12 protein-coding genes are annotated in these 18,542 nt (G+C 63.1%); 6 read left to right on the plus strand and 6 right to left on the minus strand.

Annotated features, from left to right (window positions below):
- The first annotated feature begins 4 nt into the window (after window positions 1-4).
- The 3 genes from SX243_01690 to SX243_01700 are packed head-to-tail and all read left to right on the plus strand — an operon-like array spanning window position 5 to window position 1,726.
- Window positions 5-352: a hydrogenase maturation nickel metallochaperone HypA gene (locus tag SX243_01690; protein MDY7091663.1), complete on the plus strand. Its 348-nt coding sequence runs from the start codon at window positions 5-7 to the stop codon at window positions 350-352.
- Window positions 345-1,094 (plus strand): hydrogenase nickel incorporation protein HypB, encoded by a 750-nt coding sequence (gene hypB, locus SX243_01695; GenBank protein ID MDY7091664.1) that lies wholly within the window; start codon window positions 345-347, stop codon window positions 1,092-1,094. The genes SX243_01690 and hypB overlap by 8 nt, the downstream gene beginning before the upstream one ends.
- Window positions 1,091-1,726: a hypothetical protein gene (locus SX243_01700; GenBank protein ID MDY7091665.1), complete on the plus strand. Its 636-nt coding sequence runs from the start codon at window positions 1,091-1,093 to the stop codon at window positions 1,724-1,726. The genes hypB and SX243_01700 overlap by 4 nt, the downstream gene beginning before the upstream one ends.
- Here SX243_01700 and SX243_01705 read toward each other — a convergent pair.
- On the minus strand, window positions 1,723-2,580 hold the full coding sequence (locus tag SX243_01705; protein MDY7091666.1) for a sigma-70 family RNA polymerase sigma factor: 858 nt from the start codon (window positions 2,578-2,580) through the stop codon (window positions 1,723-1,725). The genes SX243_01700 and SX243_01705 overlap by 4 nt on opposite strands.
- A gap of 204 nt (window positions 2,581-2,784) precedes the next feature.
- Here SX243_01705 and SX243_01710 point away from each other — a divergent pair, with 204 nt between their 5' ends.
- Entirely contained in the window at window positions 2,785-5,403 is a 2,619-nt protein-coding gene (locus tag SX243_01710; protein MDY7091667.1) for a protein kinase, read from the plus strand.
- A gap of 62 nt (window positions 5,404-5,465) precedes the next feature.
- Here the strand turns inward: SX243_01710 and SX243_01715 are convergent, their stop codons facing one another.
- Both SX243_01715 and SX243_01720 read right to left on the minus strand, forming a co-directional pair.
- Entirely contained in the window at window positions 5,466-7,706 is a 2,241-nt protein-coding gene (locus SX243_01715; protein MDY7091668.1) for a hypothetical protein, read from the minus strand.
- Window positions 7,707-8,363: 657 nt separating this feature from the next.
- Window positions 8,364-8,519 (minus strand): hypothetical protein, encoded by a 156-nt coding sequence (locus SX243_01720; GenBank protein MDY7091669.1) that lies wholly within the window; start codon window positions 8,517-8,519, stop codon window positions 8,364-8,366.
- Between the two features lie 573 nt (window positions 8,520-9,092).
- Between SX243_01720 and SX243_01725 the strand changes: the two genes are divergently transcribed.
- Both SX243_01725 and SX243_01730 read left to right on the plus strand, forming a co-directional pair.
- Window positions 9,093-10,484: a transposase gene (locus tag SX243_01725; protein ID MDY7091670.1), complete on the plus strand. Its 1,392-nt coding sequence runs from the start codon at window positions 9,093-9,095 to the stop codon at window positions 10,482-10,484.
- A gap of 182 nt (window positions 10,485-10,666) precedes the next feature.
- Window positions 10,667-11,506 (plus strand): class I SAM-dependent methyltransferase, encoded by an 840-nt coding sequence (locus SX243_01730; protein ID MDY7091671.1) that lies wholly within the window; start codon window positions 10,667-10,669, stop codon window positions 11,504-11,506.
- A gap of 260 nt (window positions 11,507-11,766) precedes the next feature.
- Here SX243_01730 and SX243_01735 read toward each other — a convergent pair whose 3' ends face one another.
- Genes SX243_01735 through SX243_01745 form a run of 3 tightly spaced genes read right to left on the minus strand, consistent with a single transcriptional unit; the run spans window position 11,767 to window position 18,525 of the window.
- Window positions 11,767-12,024 carry a hypothetical protein gene (locus tag SX243_01735; protein ID MDY7091672.1) on the minus strand — a complete coding sequence of 86 codons (258 nt, stop codon included), beginning with the start codon at window positions 12,022-12,024 and terminating at the stop codon, window positions 11,767-11,769.
- Window positions 12,025-12,033: 9 nt separating this feature from the next.
- The gene (locus SX243_01740; GenBank protein MDY7091673.1) at window positions 12,034-15,114 is read right to left on the minus strand and encodes a CHAT domain-containing protein; all 3,081 of its coding nucleotides are present in this window, start codon (window positions 15,112-15,114) and stop codon (window positions 12,034-12,036) included.
- A gap of 6 nt (window positions 15,115-15,120) precedes the next feature.
- Complete coding sequence (locus SX243_01745) at window positions 15,121-18,525, minus strand: hypothetical protein (GenBank protein ID MDY7091674.1); 3,405 nt, start codon at window positions 18,523-18,525, stop codon at window positions 15,121-15,123.
- Window positions 18,526-18,542: the final 17 nt, after the last annotated feature.

Here is an 18,542-nt window from a genome sequence, read left to right on the forward strand (position 1 = left end):
CGCCGTGCACGAGTACTCCATCGTTCAATCCCTCCTCGACCGCGTCGAGGAGGTGGCGCACACCCGGGGGGCGACCTCGGTGCACAAGCTGCGGGTGCGCATCGGAGAGCTCTCCGGGGTCGAGGTGCCGCTGTTGGAGTCTGCCTTCGACCTCTTCCGCAAGGGCAGCCTGTGCCAGGCCGCCGAGCTGGAGGTGGAGGCGGTGGCGGCCTGCTGGGCCTGCCCCCGCTGCGGCAAGGCGGTGCCCCGGGGGCAGTTTCTGCGCTGTCCGGATTGCGGCCTGCCGGCGCGCTTGCAGGCGGGGGACGAAATCATCTTGGATCGGATCGAAATGGAGGTACCGGATGTGTGAGACCTGTGGCTGCGGCGACCCGGAAGTGGTGCCGGTGGAGCTCCAAGAGAGCATCCTGGCGAACAACGATCATCGGGCGCAGCACAATCGCGAGCACTTTCAGCGCGACGGCGTGGTGGCCATCAATCTCATGGGCTCCCCGGGCTGCGGTAAGACCGCCCTGCTGGAGGCCACCGCTCGTGCCTTCGCCGGCCGTTTCGAGCTGGCGGCGATGAGCGGCGACCTGGCCACCGAGCGCGACGCAGAGCGCCTGCGCGCCGCCGGCATCCCGTCGGTGTCCATCACCACCGGCTCCGCCTGCCATCTGGATGCCCGGCTGGTGCACGAGGCCATGCACCAGCTAGAGCATCAGCAACCGGAGGTGGCACAGCGCAGTGACTTCCTGTTCATCGAGAACGTCGGCAATCTCGTCTGCCCGGCCATCTACGACCTGGGGCAGAAGGCCAACGTGGTGGTCCTCTCGGTGACGGAAGGGGAGGACAAGCCGCTCAAGTATCCGGTGATGTTCCGCAAAGCGGATCTGGTGGTGTTGTCGAAGATCGACCTGCTCCCCCATCTGCCCGGGGTCAACCTCGAGAACATCATCGACAACCTGGCCCGGGTCATGCCCGACCCGGACATCGTCGCCCTCTCCGCCTTCACCGGCGAGGGCATGCAGCGTTGGCTCAACTGGCTGGAGACCCATCATCTCAGGCCGCCGTCCGTGGAGGCGCCGGCCGTTGCCCAGGAGGATTCCCCATGACCGCCGAAACCACCCTCACCGGTCTCGTTCTAGCCGCCCTGTCCCTGGGGGCGCTGCACTCCCTGGCCCCGGATCATTGGGTGCCCTTCGCCGCCGTCGGCCGCGCCCGCCGCTGGTCCACCGGCCGCACCCTGCGGGTCACCCTCCTCTGCGGCCTCGGCCACCTCGCCGCCACCGCGCTGCTGGCCCTCGGTGGCTTCTGGCTCGGCGCCGAAACCCTCGCCGCCTTCGGCACCGGCCTGACCACCGCCGCCGGCCTGCTGCTCATCGCCGGCGGCCTCACCTACGCCGCCTGGCGCTGGCGCACCGTCGCCTCCCGCCGGCTCCAAGAAGCCGCCGAGGACGACCCCTCCGCCCTCACCACCGGCGGCCTCTTGGTGATCTTCGCCCTCGACCCCTGCGTCGCCCTCATCCCCCTGGTCTTCGCCGCCGCCACCCTCGGCCCCACCGCCGTCGCCACCGTCGCCCTGACCTACGCCGCCGCCACCCTCACCACCATGACCGCCCTCGTCGCCCCCGCCCACCGCGGCCTCCAAACCTGGCGCACCCCCTTCCTCAGCCGCTGGGCCGACGTGCTGGCCGGCGGGACGGTGGCGCTGGTTGGGTTGGGGGTGATGGTGTTGGGGATTTAGCGGGCTTGAGCTCGCTGGTCCGACGAGGCTCCGGTGGCGGGCAGTCGTTCCGGCCACCGGAGATCTCGTTCGAGATCGAGAAGGAGATCCGGCTGGCCGAGGAGCCTCTTGACTTGATCCCACTCCAGGCCGGCGTCGGTCAAGCAATGGCGAAGACGTACCAGCACCCGGTTACAGCACCGGTATAGGGTTCTGGGGTCTTGTTCTAGCATTTTGCCGATGCTCTGGACGGTCAGGCCCTTCAGAAAACGAAGCCTGAGCACGACACGCTCCTCGGTGCTGAGCTGCCTCAGAATCTCCTGCAAGTGCTCGAGCAATTGGTCGCGACATTTCTCTAACTCCGCCAAACACGCTCGTGACTCTGAGCTGCTGGCGGCCGGTAGCTGGTCTACGGCAAGCTCGCAGAACTGGCGCCCGGAGAGTCGGGCCGGCAGACGGAGCCAGGTTTCGTCGATTTCTCGCCCAGACACTCGTGAGCCGACTTCGGTGAGGATGATCCTTCGCGCTTCGCCGAACGAATAGCCGTCTCGATAGACCAGAGTCTCGAGGCTCATAGCTATGTCTCCCAGTCGTTGCGCCTCGGTCGAAGGCCGCCAGCGGCCGTGGCGGCGATAGCAATAGTCGATGAACAGGCGTTGAATCACCGTGGCTAGATAGGTCGACAGGCGGCTCTTGCCTCGGTACTCCCGGATCACCCGGTAGTCCTCCTCGATGAGGTGGAGGAACGCGCGGGAACGCAGCTCCTCGATCTCATCCAATCCCACCCCACGGCGCTGAGCGGTCTTGCGGATCACCGCTTCGATCCAAGACAGGCGTTCCAAGAAGAGTTTTTCCGCTTCTTCACGATCCATCATCTGGCTCCCCCTTCTTCTCCTCTCCACGGGACTTCCGTGGCGATGCTGAAGACTAGGAAGAGCCTGCCGGCCGGGTCCTGTAGCAGAACTCTGAGAGCTGTGAGGAAACTCTGAGAGACTCTCAGGAGGTCTGAAATAGGCTGCTAAGATCAACTATCCATTCAATAAATCCTTGGGGTCACTATGAGTTCCGAAGACGATGGGATGGTTCACGATTCTCCGGTCACGCTGAGCGGCTCCATGGAACCCGACTTCAAGGTCGGAGAATGGTGGGTGCGACCTCAGCGCAACGAGCTCGAGCACGGCGACACCGTGGAGCAAGTGGAAGCCCGCTCCATGGCGGTGTTGGTGTGCCTGGCGGCGGACGCTCCGCGGGTGGTGTCGAAAAAGAAGCTGCTCCGGCGGGTGTGGGGCGAGTCGGTCTTCGTGGGCGACGAGGTGATCAGTCACGCCATTTGGGATCTGCGCCGAGCCCTTGGCGACTCGGCCAAGAATCCGGTCTTCATCCAGACCGTGCCGCGCAAGGGCTATCGCCTGCTGCAGGAGGTGCTGAGGCTCCAGGGCTCGGCACTGCCGGCGGTGGGAGCCCGCATCGATCACTACGAGATCGAGGAGGAGCTCGGCCATGGTTCCATGGGCGTGGTGTTCCGAGCGCGGGACTGTCGCCTGGACCGCTCCGTGGCGATCAAATTTCTCGCCCAAGAACTGACCCGCGACCTATCGGCCAACCAACGGTTCCAGCGCGAAGCGAGCCTCGCCGCCTCCCTCGACCACCCCCACCTCGCCGCGGTCCACGACATCGGTGCCACCGTCGGCGGGCAGCAATACATCGTGATGCCGTTCTACGCCGGCGGCAGCCTCAAGCAGCGGTTGGCTCACGGGCCGGTGCCGGTCCACGAAGCGGTAGAAATCGGTCGCCAGCTCGCCTCCGGCCTCGCCGCCGCTCACCGCCGGGACATCATCCACCGCGACATCAAGCCGGCGAATATCCTCCTAGACGAGCACGGCACCCCCAAAATCTCCGATTTCGGTATTGCCAAGCTTCTCGGCGGCACCGACCTCACCCGCACCGGTGCATCGTTGGGGACTCCGGCTTACAAATCCCCCGAACAAAGTCGCGGTGAGCCCGTCGATCACCGCAGCGACATCTGGTCCCTTGGCGTCGTCCTCTTCGAGCTCCTCACCGGCCGCCGCCCCTTCGACGGCGACTTCGACCAGGCAGTGGTCCACTCGATTCTGTCCAAAGACCCTGAACCCCTGGAGGACGCAACCGGACAGCCCATTCCAGAGGCGGTGCGGCGGGTCGTTTGCAAGGCAATGGCGAAGGAGCCGGGGGAGCGGTTCCAGGGGGCGGGGGAGTTGGAGGAGGCGCTGGTGGGGGTCTCGTCAACCAGTCACTCTCGCGCCTGGCTCCCTACAGCCAAGGTCGATAAACCACGCAGTGGAACAAAGCACAGCAGCAGGTGGGCCGCCGTACTAGGTGTGGTAGCGGTGATCGGAGGGCTTTCGTTCCTCTATTACTGGTTATTCTGGTCTGCCGTTCCGATGCCTGGCCCACCGCCCCAAGCCGGAGACATTTCGGTACCTGTCCGTTCGCAACCCCTTCCTCATAAACCTGCGGCCCATCTGGTCCAGGCGCGCACCGACTGGCTTTCAGGGGACGATACGGCTACGCTGGAGCGGGTTAGTCGACAGCTCCGTCTCGCAAGAAACCTCGCGCCAAATCATCCAGAGGTATTGTCTTTCCTAGCCTTCTTCAAGGCCGATCTTTACGCGCGGCGCCAAAGAGAGCTGGAGCGAATCGAAGCAGAGACTCTGATAACGCGCGTTCTCGAATATGATCCTTTCTCCTACCCATTGGCATGGGCTGCCCTAGCTCGATTGCGGTTGACTGAGAAGAGGATTCCCGAAGCGTTGGAGGCAGCTCAAAAGGCTTTGGGGCTAGAGCGAGAGTGTTCCAAGGTATCTGGAGACTGTGACCTGGCCTACGTGATGCTCGCCGAAGCCCTTTTTCTTCAGAAGGAGCCCGAACTGAGGTGGGTTGAAGTCTTGGAAACAGGGATTGAGCAGGGAGCCGGACACATTCGCTGCCGCTTGAAGCTAGCTCAGCTGTATCAATATGCTCGACAGCCAGACCGTGCAGCAGCAGTATACGAGGATCTGCTGACCATTGATGCTGAGCAGACGACGGCGCTCAATGATCTCGGAGTCCTCTATTTGAAAATGGGCCGTTTCAAGGATGCCAAGATTAAGCTTGAAGCTCTGTACAGGAAGGTGCAGGATCGAGCCGTAGCTTCCAATCTGGGTTTTGCCTTCTATGGCCTTCGACGGTGGGAAGATGCGTTGCGGTTCTTCGAGGAGGCTCATCGGTTGAACCTCAATGAACCGGACCCATCGCCCAACCCGGCAGTAGGGCTCGGGGACACGCTTCTTGAAATGGGCAGGGTTGAAGAGGCGAAGATTTGGTTCCAGAAGGCTCTAGAAATATTTGACCGTTGGGCAGAGTCGGCAGATGTCAAGCTGGATCTCCTCGGTAGGCGTGCGGCTTGTCTGGCCAAGTTGGGCCGCTTCGAGGAAGCAGAGCAGGAAATCCAGAGGCTGCTCGAGCAGGCGCCCAGATCTCATCTGATTTGGCTCTATGCAGCCCGAATTTCTGCGGTGCAAAGAGATCGATCAACGCTGCTAGACCGAGCCCGTCGAGCCATCGAGGAGGGCGCATTACTATCTCGACTCGAGGATGACGCGGCATTCATCGACTTTCGCGAGGATGACGAGTACCAGCAGGTTCTAGCACAGACCCGCCGTCTCCCCCCTACTTTGTAAGCAACGCGTCGGTCGTGTTTACCTACAGGAGAAAGACGGCAGATCTTCTATCCTCCGCTTACTTATCCCTGTCCGCCACTAGTCAGTGGATCGGGGTCCGGTTGGGGGCCCGTTCCCCGGTCATCGGACCTTTCGTCCCCGGGCTCCAGACGCTGGCGGAACGTCCTGCCAGCTCGCAAGTCTTCCGGATCTTGCCGCAGCCTACGGAAGCTACTGCGCGGTTCGAAGACTGGTTGGAGTGAGATCTGGAGCTTCTCGACAACTTTCTCGATGTCGGAGGCAAGGGCAAATTCTCCAAACGGTGAGCCCGCTGTATCGCCGGCGAAGAGCATGCCGACGGCGTAGTAGACTCGCCGACGCTGCCGGTACCTGCCTTGCTGTTTCTTGTTCACAGCTTTTGTGACATCGAATCCTATTTCTCTCAGTTGACTCTTTAAGGTCTTTATTGCCTCTCTTTTTATGGTGGCGTCAAGCGTTTCATTCTTCGTCTCTGACTGGTGGATTTCCTCCTCTTCTGAGCGATTGAGGAGTAATTCGCAGGCGGAGCGAATGTTGCATCCGTGGCAGTCGTGGTCGCGTGTCTTCTCGTGATCCTGTTTGCAGCTCTCTTGAAGCTTGCAGAGAATAGTTAGAATCATGTTGACGTATTCTGACGGTTTGCGTCCTTGTGCGCATAGCTTCGGATCGCGCTCCAAGATTCGAATGACTTCAGATAGTTGTTGGAGAGCAGCTGTGTATTCTTTGAGCCTCCTCTCCATGCAGTCTAGGCGCTTGCTGGTAAGCACTAGCGCACCTGAGTCTCCTACCTGGCTAATCTGTTGGTCCCGGAAGAGTGGGGCGATGTGGATCTGATTTTTGAAGAAGCGTACCACTCCATTTCCATAGTCGACATTAGTCGCGAGATGAATGCCATCGATGAATCCTCGAGAGAATCCTGTTGTCCGACCAAATTTCCTGATCACTAAGTTCAGCTCTGGTTTTTGAGTTCCGGCGATAGGGTGCCACATGCCGAGAATTTCGCCGGAGGCATAAGGGCGGTTTGTTCTCAGCTCTGCAATGCCCATATCCCCATCCTCATCGAGGAACCAACGCTTGAGATTGGCGACCACGTCATCCTGGGATCCACCATCGAAGAGAGCGGGCTGGTAACAGCGTTGGCCGACGCTGGAAGGCAATGTGCCGGAGAGGACGTGGTAGTTGCTCAAGAGGCATGGGGTGCCGTCGGTGCGATCCCAGGCAACAGCACCCAAAGTGCCTGCTTGGCCTGCCTCGTTGCCTATGCTGACTCCTCCGACTAGGGTATTGATCCGGTCCCGGCCCGTCAGGAGGGGTTCCTCACCTCGCATTTCTTGACTGGTTTGAAGGGGTTCTACGAAGATTCCACTGGTGGGAAAGTATTCAGCCTGAATCATGTCCAGGGGAACTCCGCAGATATGTACGCGACACTCCTTCTTGTCCTCAGACGATCCCACATCACCGTTCGGTTCTTCACTTTCGGCACAGCATTCCTTGATCTTTGGAGGAGTCTCGCCATCAGGATTGGTTAGACTTTCTTGTGTCAAGTTATTGACAGTTGGGCGGTATTCGATGTCCTCGTATCCGGCCAAAGGATGCTGCCTTGGCGAGCCACTGCCCAAGAGGAATTGTGACCCGGGCGCCTGAAGGCTTTTGGCGAGGGCGTAAAGAGGGTCGATGTCAGCTGCGTCGTCGGAAAACTGCTTCTTAAGCTTGTCCTCGAGATGCTCGCGAAAATTTGGGTCCCAGCGGCAATCGGTCATGTCCGGAAGACCAAGTCTCTTTAGTTCATCGGGGTCTAACTTCTTGTTGACGTGAAGGCGGATCGCGAGAGCATTCTCGAAAGTCTTATTGCGCTCCAGGACAGCAAATCCGATGTCCACGGCATGGACATATGAAAAACGAAGAGCTCTTCGATGGATTTTTTCATGGACCTTCTTGGCATGATCGATGGCATCCTGTCCGTAAAGGAGCACGTGGTCCTTGTCGCATTTCTGTCTGAGGCTTTCTCGGCGTTTCTTCCATCTTTCTAGGCCTATAGGGCCGCCCAGGAAGCATTCTTTGGAAGAGGCCTCAGGTAGATCTTCTTTGCTGAGCATTTTGCACTTTTTAGGCACGCAGAGCCATAAGTCGTTGATGTCTAGGTCCTTGTTGAGGCGGTCCTTTCTTCGGTGATTCTTGTGGTGCTTCGATGATTTGTCTTTGTCATCTTTGGCAGAGTGTCGCCCTCTAGCTTCGGATGGGGTATCTTTCTTGGTCTTGCCAGCGTCCTTGTCTTTTCTAGTCATGGTTCTCCTCCCATTGTGTTGTTGCGGGCGCTCCTTGTGATAAAGCCTGCAGGAGCAAAGAAGCGGCCCCAAACGGCGCCACTAGTACCGTGAAAAGGCTAGGGGAGACCTAGCCCAGTGTCCTGTGAGGGATCTCGGAGAATTGTGGTGATTTTCTGAGAGGGGAACCTGATTCTTGAAAAGGCAAGATTGCACATGGAGATATAGGTGTATCCGCGGCCCTTGGTCTGGCATTTGACTTAAGGGTTGCCAGGTGATCGGTTTTAGTGACAACTAGAAGCCCAAACGCCAACACCCCCGGCAGGTACTCCGCCGGGGGTGTGGAGTTGAAGGCCGGAGAGGGCGCGAGGCGCCCTGGGGGGATTAGAAACAACCCCACTTGATCCCGACCAAGCAGTAGCCCCAGACCGACAGGAAGCAGATGTCGATCAGGCACCACCCCTTCTCGCGGAACTGCGGCTTGCCGACCTTGTGGGCCCCCCATTTGTACCGCTCCACCTCCACCCGCACCGCTTCACCGCGAACCTCGCCGCCGGCTTCGGCGTAGAGGTGCCAGCGGTCTTTCTCCCGGGTGAGGAAAAGGTTGTACTGCCCCGGCGGCAGCCCGCTCTCGTCCCCTTCCGCATCGTTCTCCAGCCGGCCGACGAACTGGCCCTCTTAGAGCTCTTCCATCGACCCCAGCTCTTTCATCTCCGCCGGGGTGAAGCGGACTTTCTCGCCCTGATGCTTTCCTTCCACAGACAGGTTCTTGCGCAGCCGGCCCTTGCTGGCGGCTTGGGCGATGGCATGGCCTGGAGGGGCACTGGATCTCATGATGAGCTCCTTCCTTGGTCGATGAGAGTGAAATTGCTTCGGTCATCTACTTGGATCCCCGCATCGGCTCTGGGTGTTAGTTGGGGGAGGGGAAAGTTGGGGGTGGGTGTGGGTTTGCGGATCGACTTAGGCAGGACGGCGGCGTCCTGTGCGGCAGTGCATTTGCGAACAGCAGAGGGCTATTTGCCTATATCGCGGGGATGCTCCTTGGAAAGGCAGCCAACAGGATTGTCGACTAGACTGGATCTTTGGAGCCTGCCTCTGCTTCTGGGTTGGTTGGGCGGTGGGGGATGTTGGATAGACAGAAACTACGCGACAGGCTTGGCTCTGACTTGCATATTGGGCGGAGGTGATGCCTGACGCTGGCTACTTCAATCACGTACCATCAAGACGACAGTGTGCTGCGAATAGATTGATGCCCGAGCAGGAGGCTGTAGGTGGCGTTTTGCCAGCCTGTTATAGGTGACGTGTGGGTCGTTATCAGGTCTAGCTGCCCGTGGTGAAAGTCCCCTCCAGCTTGAGGCAGGAGCCCTGGCCGGATAGCCTCAGTCCACCACGAGAGGAGACCGCGCGATGGCGATGGGACGACGCAAGAAGCGGCAGCAAGCGACGTTGTGGATCGAGACGTCGCAGCTGGCCGAGGGACCGGGGCATCCGTTCTACTCCCGGCTGAATTCGTTGTTGGAAACGCACGGCTTCGATGGCTTTGTCGAGCAGGTGGCAGCTGAGTTCTATGCCGAGACCATGGGGCGGCCGTCGATGCCACCGAGCGTCTACTTTCGGCTGTTGCTGATCGGATACTTCGAAGGCTTGGACTCGGAGCGAGCAATTGCCCGGCGGCTGGCGGACTCGCTGTCCTTGCGTCACTTTTGCGGCTTCGAGCTGACGGACTCGACGCCGGACCACTCGACGCTTTCGCGCACCCGCCGCCTGCTGAGCACCACGGCCCATCAGAAGGTCTTCGATTGGGTGTTGGCGGTGCTGTTGAAGGCCGGACTGCTGCGGGGCAAGACCCTGGGAGTGGACGCCACGACGCTGGAGGCCAACGCGGCGATGCGCAGCATCGTGCGGCGCGACTCGGGGGAGAGCTATCCGGAGTACTTGCAGCAGTTGGCCGAGGCCGATGGCGCCGTGGATCTGAGCCGGAGGGAGTTGGCCCGCAAGGATCGTACGCGCAAAAACAAAGCCTCGAACAAGGACTGGGAGAGCCCCGACGATCCCGACGCGAAGATCACCCGAATGAAGGACGGTCGAACGCATCTGGCCCACAAAGCCGAGCATGCTGTAGATCTGGAAACGGGTGCAGTGGTCGCTGTCACCGTCCAACCGGCTGATCGAGGCGACACCAGCAGCCAAGAAGAAACGCTGGAAGAGGCGTCGGAACGCCTGACGAATCTGCCGGAAGAAGAGCTCGACACCTCGGAGCTGTCGACAGAGGATCTGTTGCAAGAAGTGGTCGCCGACCGTGGGTATCACAGCAATGCGGTGATCGATTCGCATCGCAAATTGGGGATCCGGAGCTATATCGCAGAGCCCAAGCGCTCTCGCCGTCGCTGGCGAGGCCGGACTGATCTCCAGCAAGCGGTCTACGCGAACCGACGCCGTATGCGGGGCAACCGAGGGCGCACCCTGGGTCGGCTTCGGGCGGAGCGGGTCGAACGGAGCTCTGCTCATTGCTATGAAACCGGTGGCTTGCGAAGAATCTATCTTCGAGGGCGCGAGAACATCCGCAAGCGGATTGTCGTACACGTGGCCGCCTTCAATTTGGGACTCGTCCTGCGCGCGGCGTTCGGCGCTGGAACACCCCGGGGCCTGCGGGCCTTGGCAGAGGCCCTTTCGAGGGCTTTTGGGAGCCCAATCAAGCCCTTGAGAGCCTTCCTCCGACTTTTGGGCGCCTGCTGGCAGATTTTCCAGGCCCTTCCGCAGGGCTGGGGCAATCCGCTACAGGAAGCTGCTGGAGCCTGAGGAAGGGACTTCTGCCACGGGCAGTTTGCTGTGTATTCAAAGCTGCAGGTGTCGTGGACGTGTTTTGTTGTAGCGATGTTGGGATCTATAAGAAAGCGAGTGCCTGAGAGATGCAATGCTGTGTTTGTGGCTCAGAAATAGTACTGAGGAAGAAGTATGGTGAGCATGTGCTGGATTGGAGAGTGAAGAGTTTGGTGAGGAAGCTTCTTTCATGTTTTGACTTTGCTATTCCGGGATTTATGGCAAGGCTGAAGAGGATTTCGGGAAGGAGGAAGCTGTTTGCTGGGTATGTCAATATTTGTGGTAGTTGTGGGCACGGGGAGATGTCGAATCCTCCAGGGGAGGATGATCTGCGAGAGTATTACCAAGATGAGTATTGGTCCCAGAGGTCATCTACGATCGAACTATCTGCAGGTAGTGAAAGTGCGTATTTGAAAAATCCGAGGGCTATTCATCAGGTAGATTTTGTGATGGAGAGAGTGGCTTGCGATTCGATTGTTAGAGTCTTGGAGATTGGGGCAGGGGCAGCTTATGCTTCGCTGTTGCTCAGAAGCAAGTGCCGGGGGCTGCCAATCCTTCATGTCTGCGAGACGGGCGACCAGTGGGAGGATTATTATCGACGTCAAGGTATTGAGAAGGTTGCAAGCTATTTTCCGTTTGAGACGGATGAGCGTTTTGACTATGTGCATGCTAGTCATTGGCTTGAGCATGTCCTTGATTTGGGTGGCGTCTTGTCTGTTTTGAGCGGGATGGTGAGACCTTCGGGTTACCTGTTCGTTGAGGTTCCCAATACGGAGCACTTCTATTGGGATCTGCCTGGGCGTGATACTCCTCATATTCATTTTTTCACCAGAGAGTCGTTGGTGAAGGCCCTGGAGGGTTTTGGCTTTTCATGTCTAAAGATCGGTGAGTACGGCATTACGCGCCTTGAGAAACATAGCGGTGTGCCTGTGACTCGCGATAGGTTTGGTGCTTGCAAAAAGGGGTTCTGGATAAGGGGGCTATTTAAGAGGGCAGGTTAGAGATGCGCTGACCGCCTTGGATTTGCACCGAAGTGTCAGGTGAATACCGTCACGCTACACGCTTCCTTCCTGGGAGAAGAGCACTCTCCAGTCGCCGATTCGGAGCCGAAAGAGACCGTCCAGCTGCCCCTTCAATCGCTTCACGTCCCCCCTGGCCGGTGGCTGCGAAGGATTCAACTCCGTGGAAGATTCGTTCCCGAGTTGGCCGATCCAGCTTCGAAGCTGCCCGCAACGCACCCGGCTCTATTGGTCATTCCAGGTCACGAGGCTCGGAGCAGGTCACGCCGGGCCTTATCGTGAGACACCACACGGCCCTCTTGGAGATCCCGCTCGGCGGCCTTGAGCTCCGCGAGATCTTCGGCTGTCAGGGGTTCGTCGTCGTAGGGAGCCTCCTGAAGCGCTTTGGACACGGGATCGGAAGCCTCCCGCTGGAGATACTCCACAAATCGAAGTGCGGCATGAACCTCCGAGTCCGGGAGGTTCTCTACGAGGCTGTGTAGGCGTTCTTTGTCGGTCATGACTGCATTTTAAACCGTACCGAAAGCCGCCCCCCCCTCCCCACCCAGCCGCAACCCAGCCCAGAAATAGGGATCCGCAGTTTCCCGCTCCCGCAGACATTCCAGCTGCGTTCGCCGCAACGCCTCGTCCCGGGGCAGGGTGCGGAGGTGGTGGTAGAAGCGTTGCATGAGGGGGACGGCGGTGGTGTCGTCGAGGGGCCAGAGGTGGCTGAGGACGCTGGTGGTGCCGGCGCGGGTGAGGACTTCGGGGAGGCTGAGGATGCGGCGGCCGGGGAGGATGTAATTGTCCGCCGACCAGCAGGCGGAGAGGGTGATGTGGCGGAGGTGCCGGAGGTCGAGGCGGGCGAGATCGCGGAGGCTGAGGAGCTGGGCCTTGCGGCCGTCGCCGGGGATGAGGAAGAGGCCCGAGGCGTCGGGGCGGTCGGGTCGGAAGAGGCCGTGGCAGGCGAGGTGGGCCAGGTCGCAGTGCCCTAGGGCATCGATCACGGTGCGGCGGTCGGCTTGGGCGTCGGTGAGCTGGTGGACCGGCCAGCCGCGGGCTCGGAAATCCTGCTCGAGGAGGGTGATTTCCTGTGCGACGCCGGGGAGGGGCGGGAGAGGGGGATCGGCGGTGCCGCGGGAGACGCCGACCAGCAGGGCGCGGAGACTCCTCGGGCGCTGCCGCGAGCTGCCGGAGGAGGCGGCGAGGTTCCCCGGCGGGGCGGAGGCGTGCGGGGTAGAACGATTCGTAGAAAGCCCCGGGGAAAACCCACTCGAAAAGCCAAGAGAAGGACCCGCGGAGACGGCCGTGGAGAGGGCTGTGGAGAGGGCCGTGGAGAGGGCCCAGCGCTCGACCAGATAGGCGCCGCGGTGGCGGAGGGCGGCGAAGGGGAAGCCGTGGAGGCTGTCGTCGAGGACCAGGCGCAGCCGGCGGGTGCGCCGGGGGAGCGAGTCGAGGAGAGCGGGGAGCCTGAGGGTTTCGGCAAGCGCAGTGGCGGTGGATTCGGGGGTGTCCGCCGGGGCCTGCGGGTCGGGATCCCAGCCTTCAGACTCCAGACCGGCGTCGCTGCCCGCGAAGACCAGATCGCGGGTGTGGGCAGTGGCCAGCATGGAGCGGTGCCAGCGGGCGACCAGCTCGCGGACCTGGATGCGGGTGGCCGGCGCCACCGCGAAGCCGAGACGGCACCAGCCGAGGTTCATCGTCACCACCCGATCCGGCAGCACCAGAAAGCGCACGGTGATGGTGCGGAGGGGGTGGGTGAGCAGGCGGCGCCAGAGCCTGGTGCGGCTCTGCGTCGACTCGCCGGGATGCAGCGGCGCTTCGCTGGAGTCGCTGGAGTCGCTGGAAGGGGCAGCGTCGCCTTCCAGCGCTTCCCGGGCCAGCAGGTCGCTGTGGTGGTCGAGGGCGTCGAGGAGCTCGTGGAGGCGGTGGAGCTCGCGCCAGCGCCGTTTCCAGCGGGCGAGAAGGCGCCGGGGCCAAGAGCCTTGGAGGGGTTGGACGCAGAGGGCGGTGAGGGCGTCGATGCGGTGGGCCAGCGCTTCCTCCTCGGCGGTCCATTTGTTGAGCAGATAGACGGCGCGGTCCGCTCCTTGGAGGGAGCCGGCGAGGTGCTGGAGCAGGGCCTCGTTCTCCCGCGCCAGCGCCCGCTGCTCTTCCTCCGGACGGCCCCGCCGAGCCCAACACCAGCTGAGAGCCCGCTGGGTCTGCCACAGCTCCGGCAGCGTACCCATTGCCCGGAGCCCCGTGAGAGCCCTCTCCAGCCAGACCTCGGCGTCGTCGAGGTGGCCGAGATAGTAGGCGACGAGGCCGTGGACGGCGTCGAGGCGGGCATGGATCAAGGAAGAATCGGTGCAGCGGAAGACGGTGTCCAGCTGGCGGAGCATCTCCGCGGCGGTTCCCAGGTCATGGGCCAGCGTCCAGCGGAAGACGAGCTCCCGGTCTTCATACCAGGTGAGGAAGTCGGCGGATTGGAGGAGCTCCGGGGGCGGCACGTGCTGTATTTTGGCCGGCTCGGCCGCTGCCGCCGGAGGAGCGGTGGGATGCCAGCTTTCGATCACCGGCGGCGCGATGGCGAGGCTGCCGGCCCGGACTTCGGGGACCAGGGATTGGCGGCGGGCTCGGACGACGGGCAGCAGGGCCTCCGCCCGCGCCGCCAGCCCGGGAAACCCGAGGTCGCGGGCCTGGGCAGGAAGATCAGCGAGGAGCTCTTCCGCCTGGTGGGTGTGGTTGAGCAGCGCCAGGGCGCGGGCGAGGTTGAGCTGAGCGGTGAGGCGGGCGGCGGTGAAGTCGCCGTGCCGGCAGAGGTCGAGCACTTCCTCGAGCCGGCGGCGAGCGACGCCGTAGCGCCCTTGGAGCAGGGCCAGCTGGGCGGCGAGCTCCCGGCGCCGTACTGCCTGGGCAGGTTCCTCCCGGAGCTCCGGCTTGTCTCCTAGAGTCTCGGACTCCAGCGCTTCGAGCTCTTGGGCTGCCGAGGATAGCTCTCCTTGTTGGAGCAGCGCCGAGGCGCGGGCGAGGCGCAGGGGGCGGCGGAGGCGTTGGGCCAGATCCGGATGGCCGTCGGTGATGAACCCGAGGCCGGCATCGAGCATCATCAGGCTGTCGCTGTACTGCCCCAGGGCCGCCAGCAGCTGGCCCAGGATCAGGCACACCAGTGGCAGGAGCACCTGGCGGTGATCGGCATGGACGAAGCGGCAGCCCGCAGCCCAGCGGCGGAGGCCGGCGTCGGTGAATTCCACCTCCCGGTGATCTCCTACCGTCGGAGCCAGGTATCCCAGCAGCTCGTCGGCGTCCCGCAGCCGGCCCTCGGCGAGGACGATCTGAATTCGCTTGGCGGTGGCCCAATCGGCGCCGAAGACGTTGCCGGCGTCCCGGCAGAGCTCGGCCATGCCGTGGAGCAGCGCCTCGGCGGGTTCGGTGGCGCCGAAGAGCACCGCCAGCTCCGCGAGCCGCTCCATCAGCACCAGGTCGAGGCTGGTGAACCGCTCCTTGTCGCTGCCCACCGCCGCCAGCCGGTGCGCCAGCAGGTCGCGGTACGCGTCCAGCGCCCGCCGGTGCCGACCTTGGGCTCGCAGCGCTTCCGCTCGCCGGAAGGCTGTGTCCAGCTCGACCAAGGCCTGCTAGGCCGCCGGCCGGGGGATGACCAGGTACACCGCCGGGGCGTCCTTCTCCTCGCAGCCCGGGGCGGCATCGGGGCATTCGCCGGGAGTTGAGGACGGAATCGGTGGGCGAAGTTGGCTATCCAGGCTCCATAGAGAATCGGATGGCTCGTCGCTCTCGACTCGCCGCAGCGGAGCAGGGGAGACGGCGGGGGCGTAGATCTCAGCCGGGTTGTAGCGGCCGATGTCGCTGGCGGGAAGGCGGTAGACGTCGGCGAGGGCACTGCCGGAAGAGATCTCGTGAAGCGCTCGTACGGGGGAGCTGGCCCAGTCGAGGTTGGCGAGACCGGGAGAGTCTTGGAGGTAGGGGGAGTCTTGGAAGTAGAAGAGCCCCGGCTTCTGCCGCGAGGAATCTTTCGCCAGGGCCTGGAGCTCGGCGGCATCGAGTTTCTGGGCCCTGAGATCCCGAGGGATGTTGATCCGGAGTCGGAGGGTGTTCCCGGCGGCGTCGAGCACTGCCTCCTCAGAGACCTCGGTGCCGAGAGCGCGGCGGAGGTTGAAGTGAGCGTACTCGGCGAGGCGCCGGGCGCTGTCACGCTGCCGGGGGCTGAGCTGCGGATCCTCGATGCGGCGGTTGATCTCGTCGAAGAAGCTGTCTACTCCCGGGTCGTGGCGCCAGGCTCGGGAGGAGACGGACTCGGCGGCCTCGCGGAGGCGGTGTTGGTCGAGGAGGGCGAGGCCGCGGCGCAGTCTCAAGGAGGGGCGGTCGCCCGCTACGGAGAGGAGCCGGTCGATGGCCTCCAGGGCGTGCTCCGATCGGCCCTCGGCGAGAGCTCGGTCGATGCTCTCCAGCTGCCCTTCCAGCTGTTGCGGGGTGGTCGAGAAGTCTCTCTGCGGGAGCTCCGCCACCGCCGTCGGGGGGCCACGAGGGGGCGCCGTGTCGAGCAGCTCGCCGTCCGGTCCCAGGGCCTTGCCGGCGCGGAGAAGCTCGCCCTGCTCGAGGAGCTCAGGGAGCTGAGCCCGCTCGATGGACGCTAGCTGCAAGGTGTGCTGGGCACCTTCGGGAGCTGCCACCCGGGCCTGAAAGCCGGAGGCGATGTCGAGGCTTGGGGTTGTCTCGGGCACCAGGCGAAGCCAGCCATCGGTGCCCTTCAGCCGGACGGCGAAGCCGCCTTTTTCGAGCTCCACCGCCGAATCGACGGCGGCGTCTCTCCGCAGGGCGCGGGATAGATCTTCGGCGCGGCTCAGGCGGCGAGCCAGGCTCTGGCCGGCGTCCAGCTCGCGGGCTGCCCAGCCGACCTGGAATCCGTTGGCGGTGCGGCCCGCTTCGAAGCGCCCCAGGGGAAGCCCCTCGGCGCCGACGTCCACTGCCAGCCAACCGTCGCCCCGCTGCAGCCGCCGTTCGAAGGAGCCGTGGGCCAGCTCCCCGGCTTCGCTACGCAGGCGAGCGCCAGCTCGTGGTTTGGAGCGCACGGTGCCGGTGGTGGAGGTCATCTTTGCGAAGGTGTGCTCGGCACCGGCGAGGGTGCGCAGGTGCAGCCCGTCGCTGGTGCGTTCCAGCGTCTCGAGGTCGATGGCGCCGCGCAGGAAGGGAGTGGCTTCGAGGTCCGCGGCGCGCAGGGCGCGGCGGGTGGTGAAGAGTCTGGCTTTGGCCAGGGAGACGCCGCCGGTGACGACGCTCACGGGTTCGCCAGTCACGGGCTCGCCGGTTTTGGCGTCGCCGCAATCAGCAAAGCGCTCTGAGGAGAGCAGCGGCAGGGCTTCGGTGCGCTGGCCCCGGTAGCCGCGCTCCTCGAAGCCGATCTCCTGCCACTGCTGGAAGCGCAGCTCGGGTTGCTCCTGTACCCACCGGGGGAACCACAGGTCTCGCTGCACGGGATGGCGGGCCAGGAAATCGAGGCTGCCGGAAGCCTCCCGGGATCGCAGCCAAGAGAGAAGGGTGCTCCACTTCATGATCTGGTCCAGCCGTTGGTATTCGGGCTCGTGGCGGGCCACCTCGTCGTAGTGGTCGTTCCACCAGCCGAGGAAAGCGGCGGACCGGGCGTTGGGGTCGCTCTCTTCACCGGGGCGCAAGTTGTTGGAGGAGGCGGCGTAGACCCGGGTGCCGCGGCGACCGAAGGCCAGGGCGTTGTCTTCCAGGGGCTGGAATCCCTCGTCCAGGGGACCGAACCACAGGCGAGTGGAGCTGTGACGGCGCAGCTCTTCGTCAAAGACCGGCGACTGCCGGACGTAGGTCAGGGGGATGAAGCCCGGAATCTCTGCTCGGGGTGTCTGGCAGGCGAAGTCGAGAGCATAGAGCTTGGCCAGGAGGTCGGTGTAGAAGAGCACCATGCCCACTTCCGTGCCCTGCAGGTCTCCGTCGTAGCGGGCGAGCTGGAACTGGTTTTGGCTGAAGGCCTGCTGCATGAAGAGGCCGGTCCGCTGCCACCGGGGCTCCTGGGTAAAGTGGTAGGCGAGGGCGAGATAGGTTTCGTGCTCTTCCCGGGAGAGCTCGGTGTCGATGCGTTGGAGAACGTCCGCGGTGAGCTCGATGGGCCCTGGGTCGAGAGCGAAGGAGGACTCGTGGTCGAGGCTTTGCCGGGCCGCCGAGGAGGCTCGGAGCTTCGCCGCCCTGCCCAGCCGGGGCGCCATATTCTCGCGGAAGAGCTCGAGCAGCTCCGGATATTTGGGTGACCAATCCAGCGAGAAGCCGATGCCCTGGACCAGCCCGTCGTGGGAGCTTCCCTGGAGCGCTGCCAGGCGGCGTTGGAGAACAGACCATTCCAGGTCGCGGCGCACCTCCAGGCGGAGCTTTTCGTCCTCCCCGGTGTAGCGGGTCTCCGCCCATTTTTCTTGGAAGGCTTCGAGCTCGGTGAGGGCCGGTTGGAGCTTCTTCTCAGCCTGCCACAGGGTGGCCACCTCCTCGACGCCCAGGCCGCGGTAGGAGGAGCCGAGAACGCGCCGGCCGCCCACGAGGATCCGGTCGCCCTCGCCGAGGCGGGCATAGGTCACGTCGTCGATGGATTCGAGCAGGCCCTCCAAGGACTCGAGGCTGTCGACTGTGAGCTCCGTGTAGCCGGAGTCGGTGGTGAAGAGCTCCTCGCCGGCGAGAGTCTGGACAAGGCGCACCTGGAGCCGCGAGGCACGCTGCTGATGCCAGCGGTACTCGAAGACCCACAGCGTGGTGGGGATCTCCCCCAGGTTCTTGCGCTCCTCGTCGGCGATGGCCGCCAGTTGGTCTCGGCGCTCCTCCGGGGAAGTGCCGGCGGGGATCAGGACCAGCAGCCGGTCATCTCCTAGATAGCGGGAGCGGGTGACGCCGTATTCAAAGTGAGCGATCTCCCGCAGGTAGCCGGAGCGCCGGGGCGGCAGATCGTAGAGCATCTCGGTGAGGGCTGCGGCGTCGAGATCACTGTCGCTCAATAGCGCCAGCAGGGTCCAATCCAAGAGCTGATCGCGTTGCT

It is taken from the genome of Acidobacteriota bacterium, assembly GCA_034211275.1.
Taxonomy (GTDB): Bacteria; Acidobacteriota; Thermoanaerobaculia; order Multivoradales; family JAHZIX01; genus JAGQSE01.

Coding starts and splice junctions, on each gene's coding strand:
- hypB (MDY7091664.1), top strand. CDS start 345: ATGTGTGAGACCTGTGGCTGCGGCGACCCGGAAGTGGTGCCGGTGGAG.
- SX243_01700 (MDY7091665.1), top strand. CDS start 1,091: ATGACCGCCGAAACCACCCTCACCGGTCTCGTTCTAGCCGCCCTGTCC.
- SX243_01705 (MDY7091666.1), bottom strand. CDS start 2,580: ATGATGGATCGTGAAGAAGCGGAAAAACTCTTCTTGGAACGCCTGTCT.
- SX243_01710 (MDY7091667.1), top strand. CDS start 2,785: ATGGTTCACGATTCTCCGGTCACGCTGAGCGGCTCCATGGAACCCGAC.
- SX243_01715 (MDY7091668.1), bottom strand. CDS start 7,706: ATGACTAGAAAAGACAAGGACGCTGGCAAGACCAAGAAAGATACCCCA.
- SX243_01720 (MDY7091669.1), bottom strand. CDS start 8,519: ATGAGATCCAGTGCCCCTCCAGGCCATGCCATCGCCCAAGCCGCCAGC.
- SX243_01725 (MDY7091670.1), top strand. CDS start 9,093: ATGGCGATGGGACGACGCAAGAAGCGGCAGCAAGCGACGTTGTGGATC.
- SX243_01735 (MDY7091672.1), bottom strand. CDS start 12,024: ATGACCGACAAAGAACGCCTACACAGCCTCGTAGAGAACCTCCCGGAC.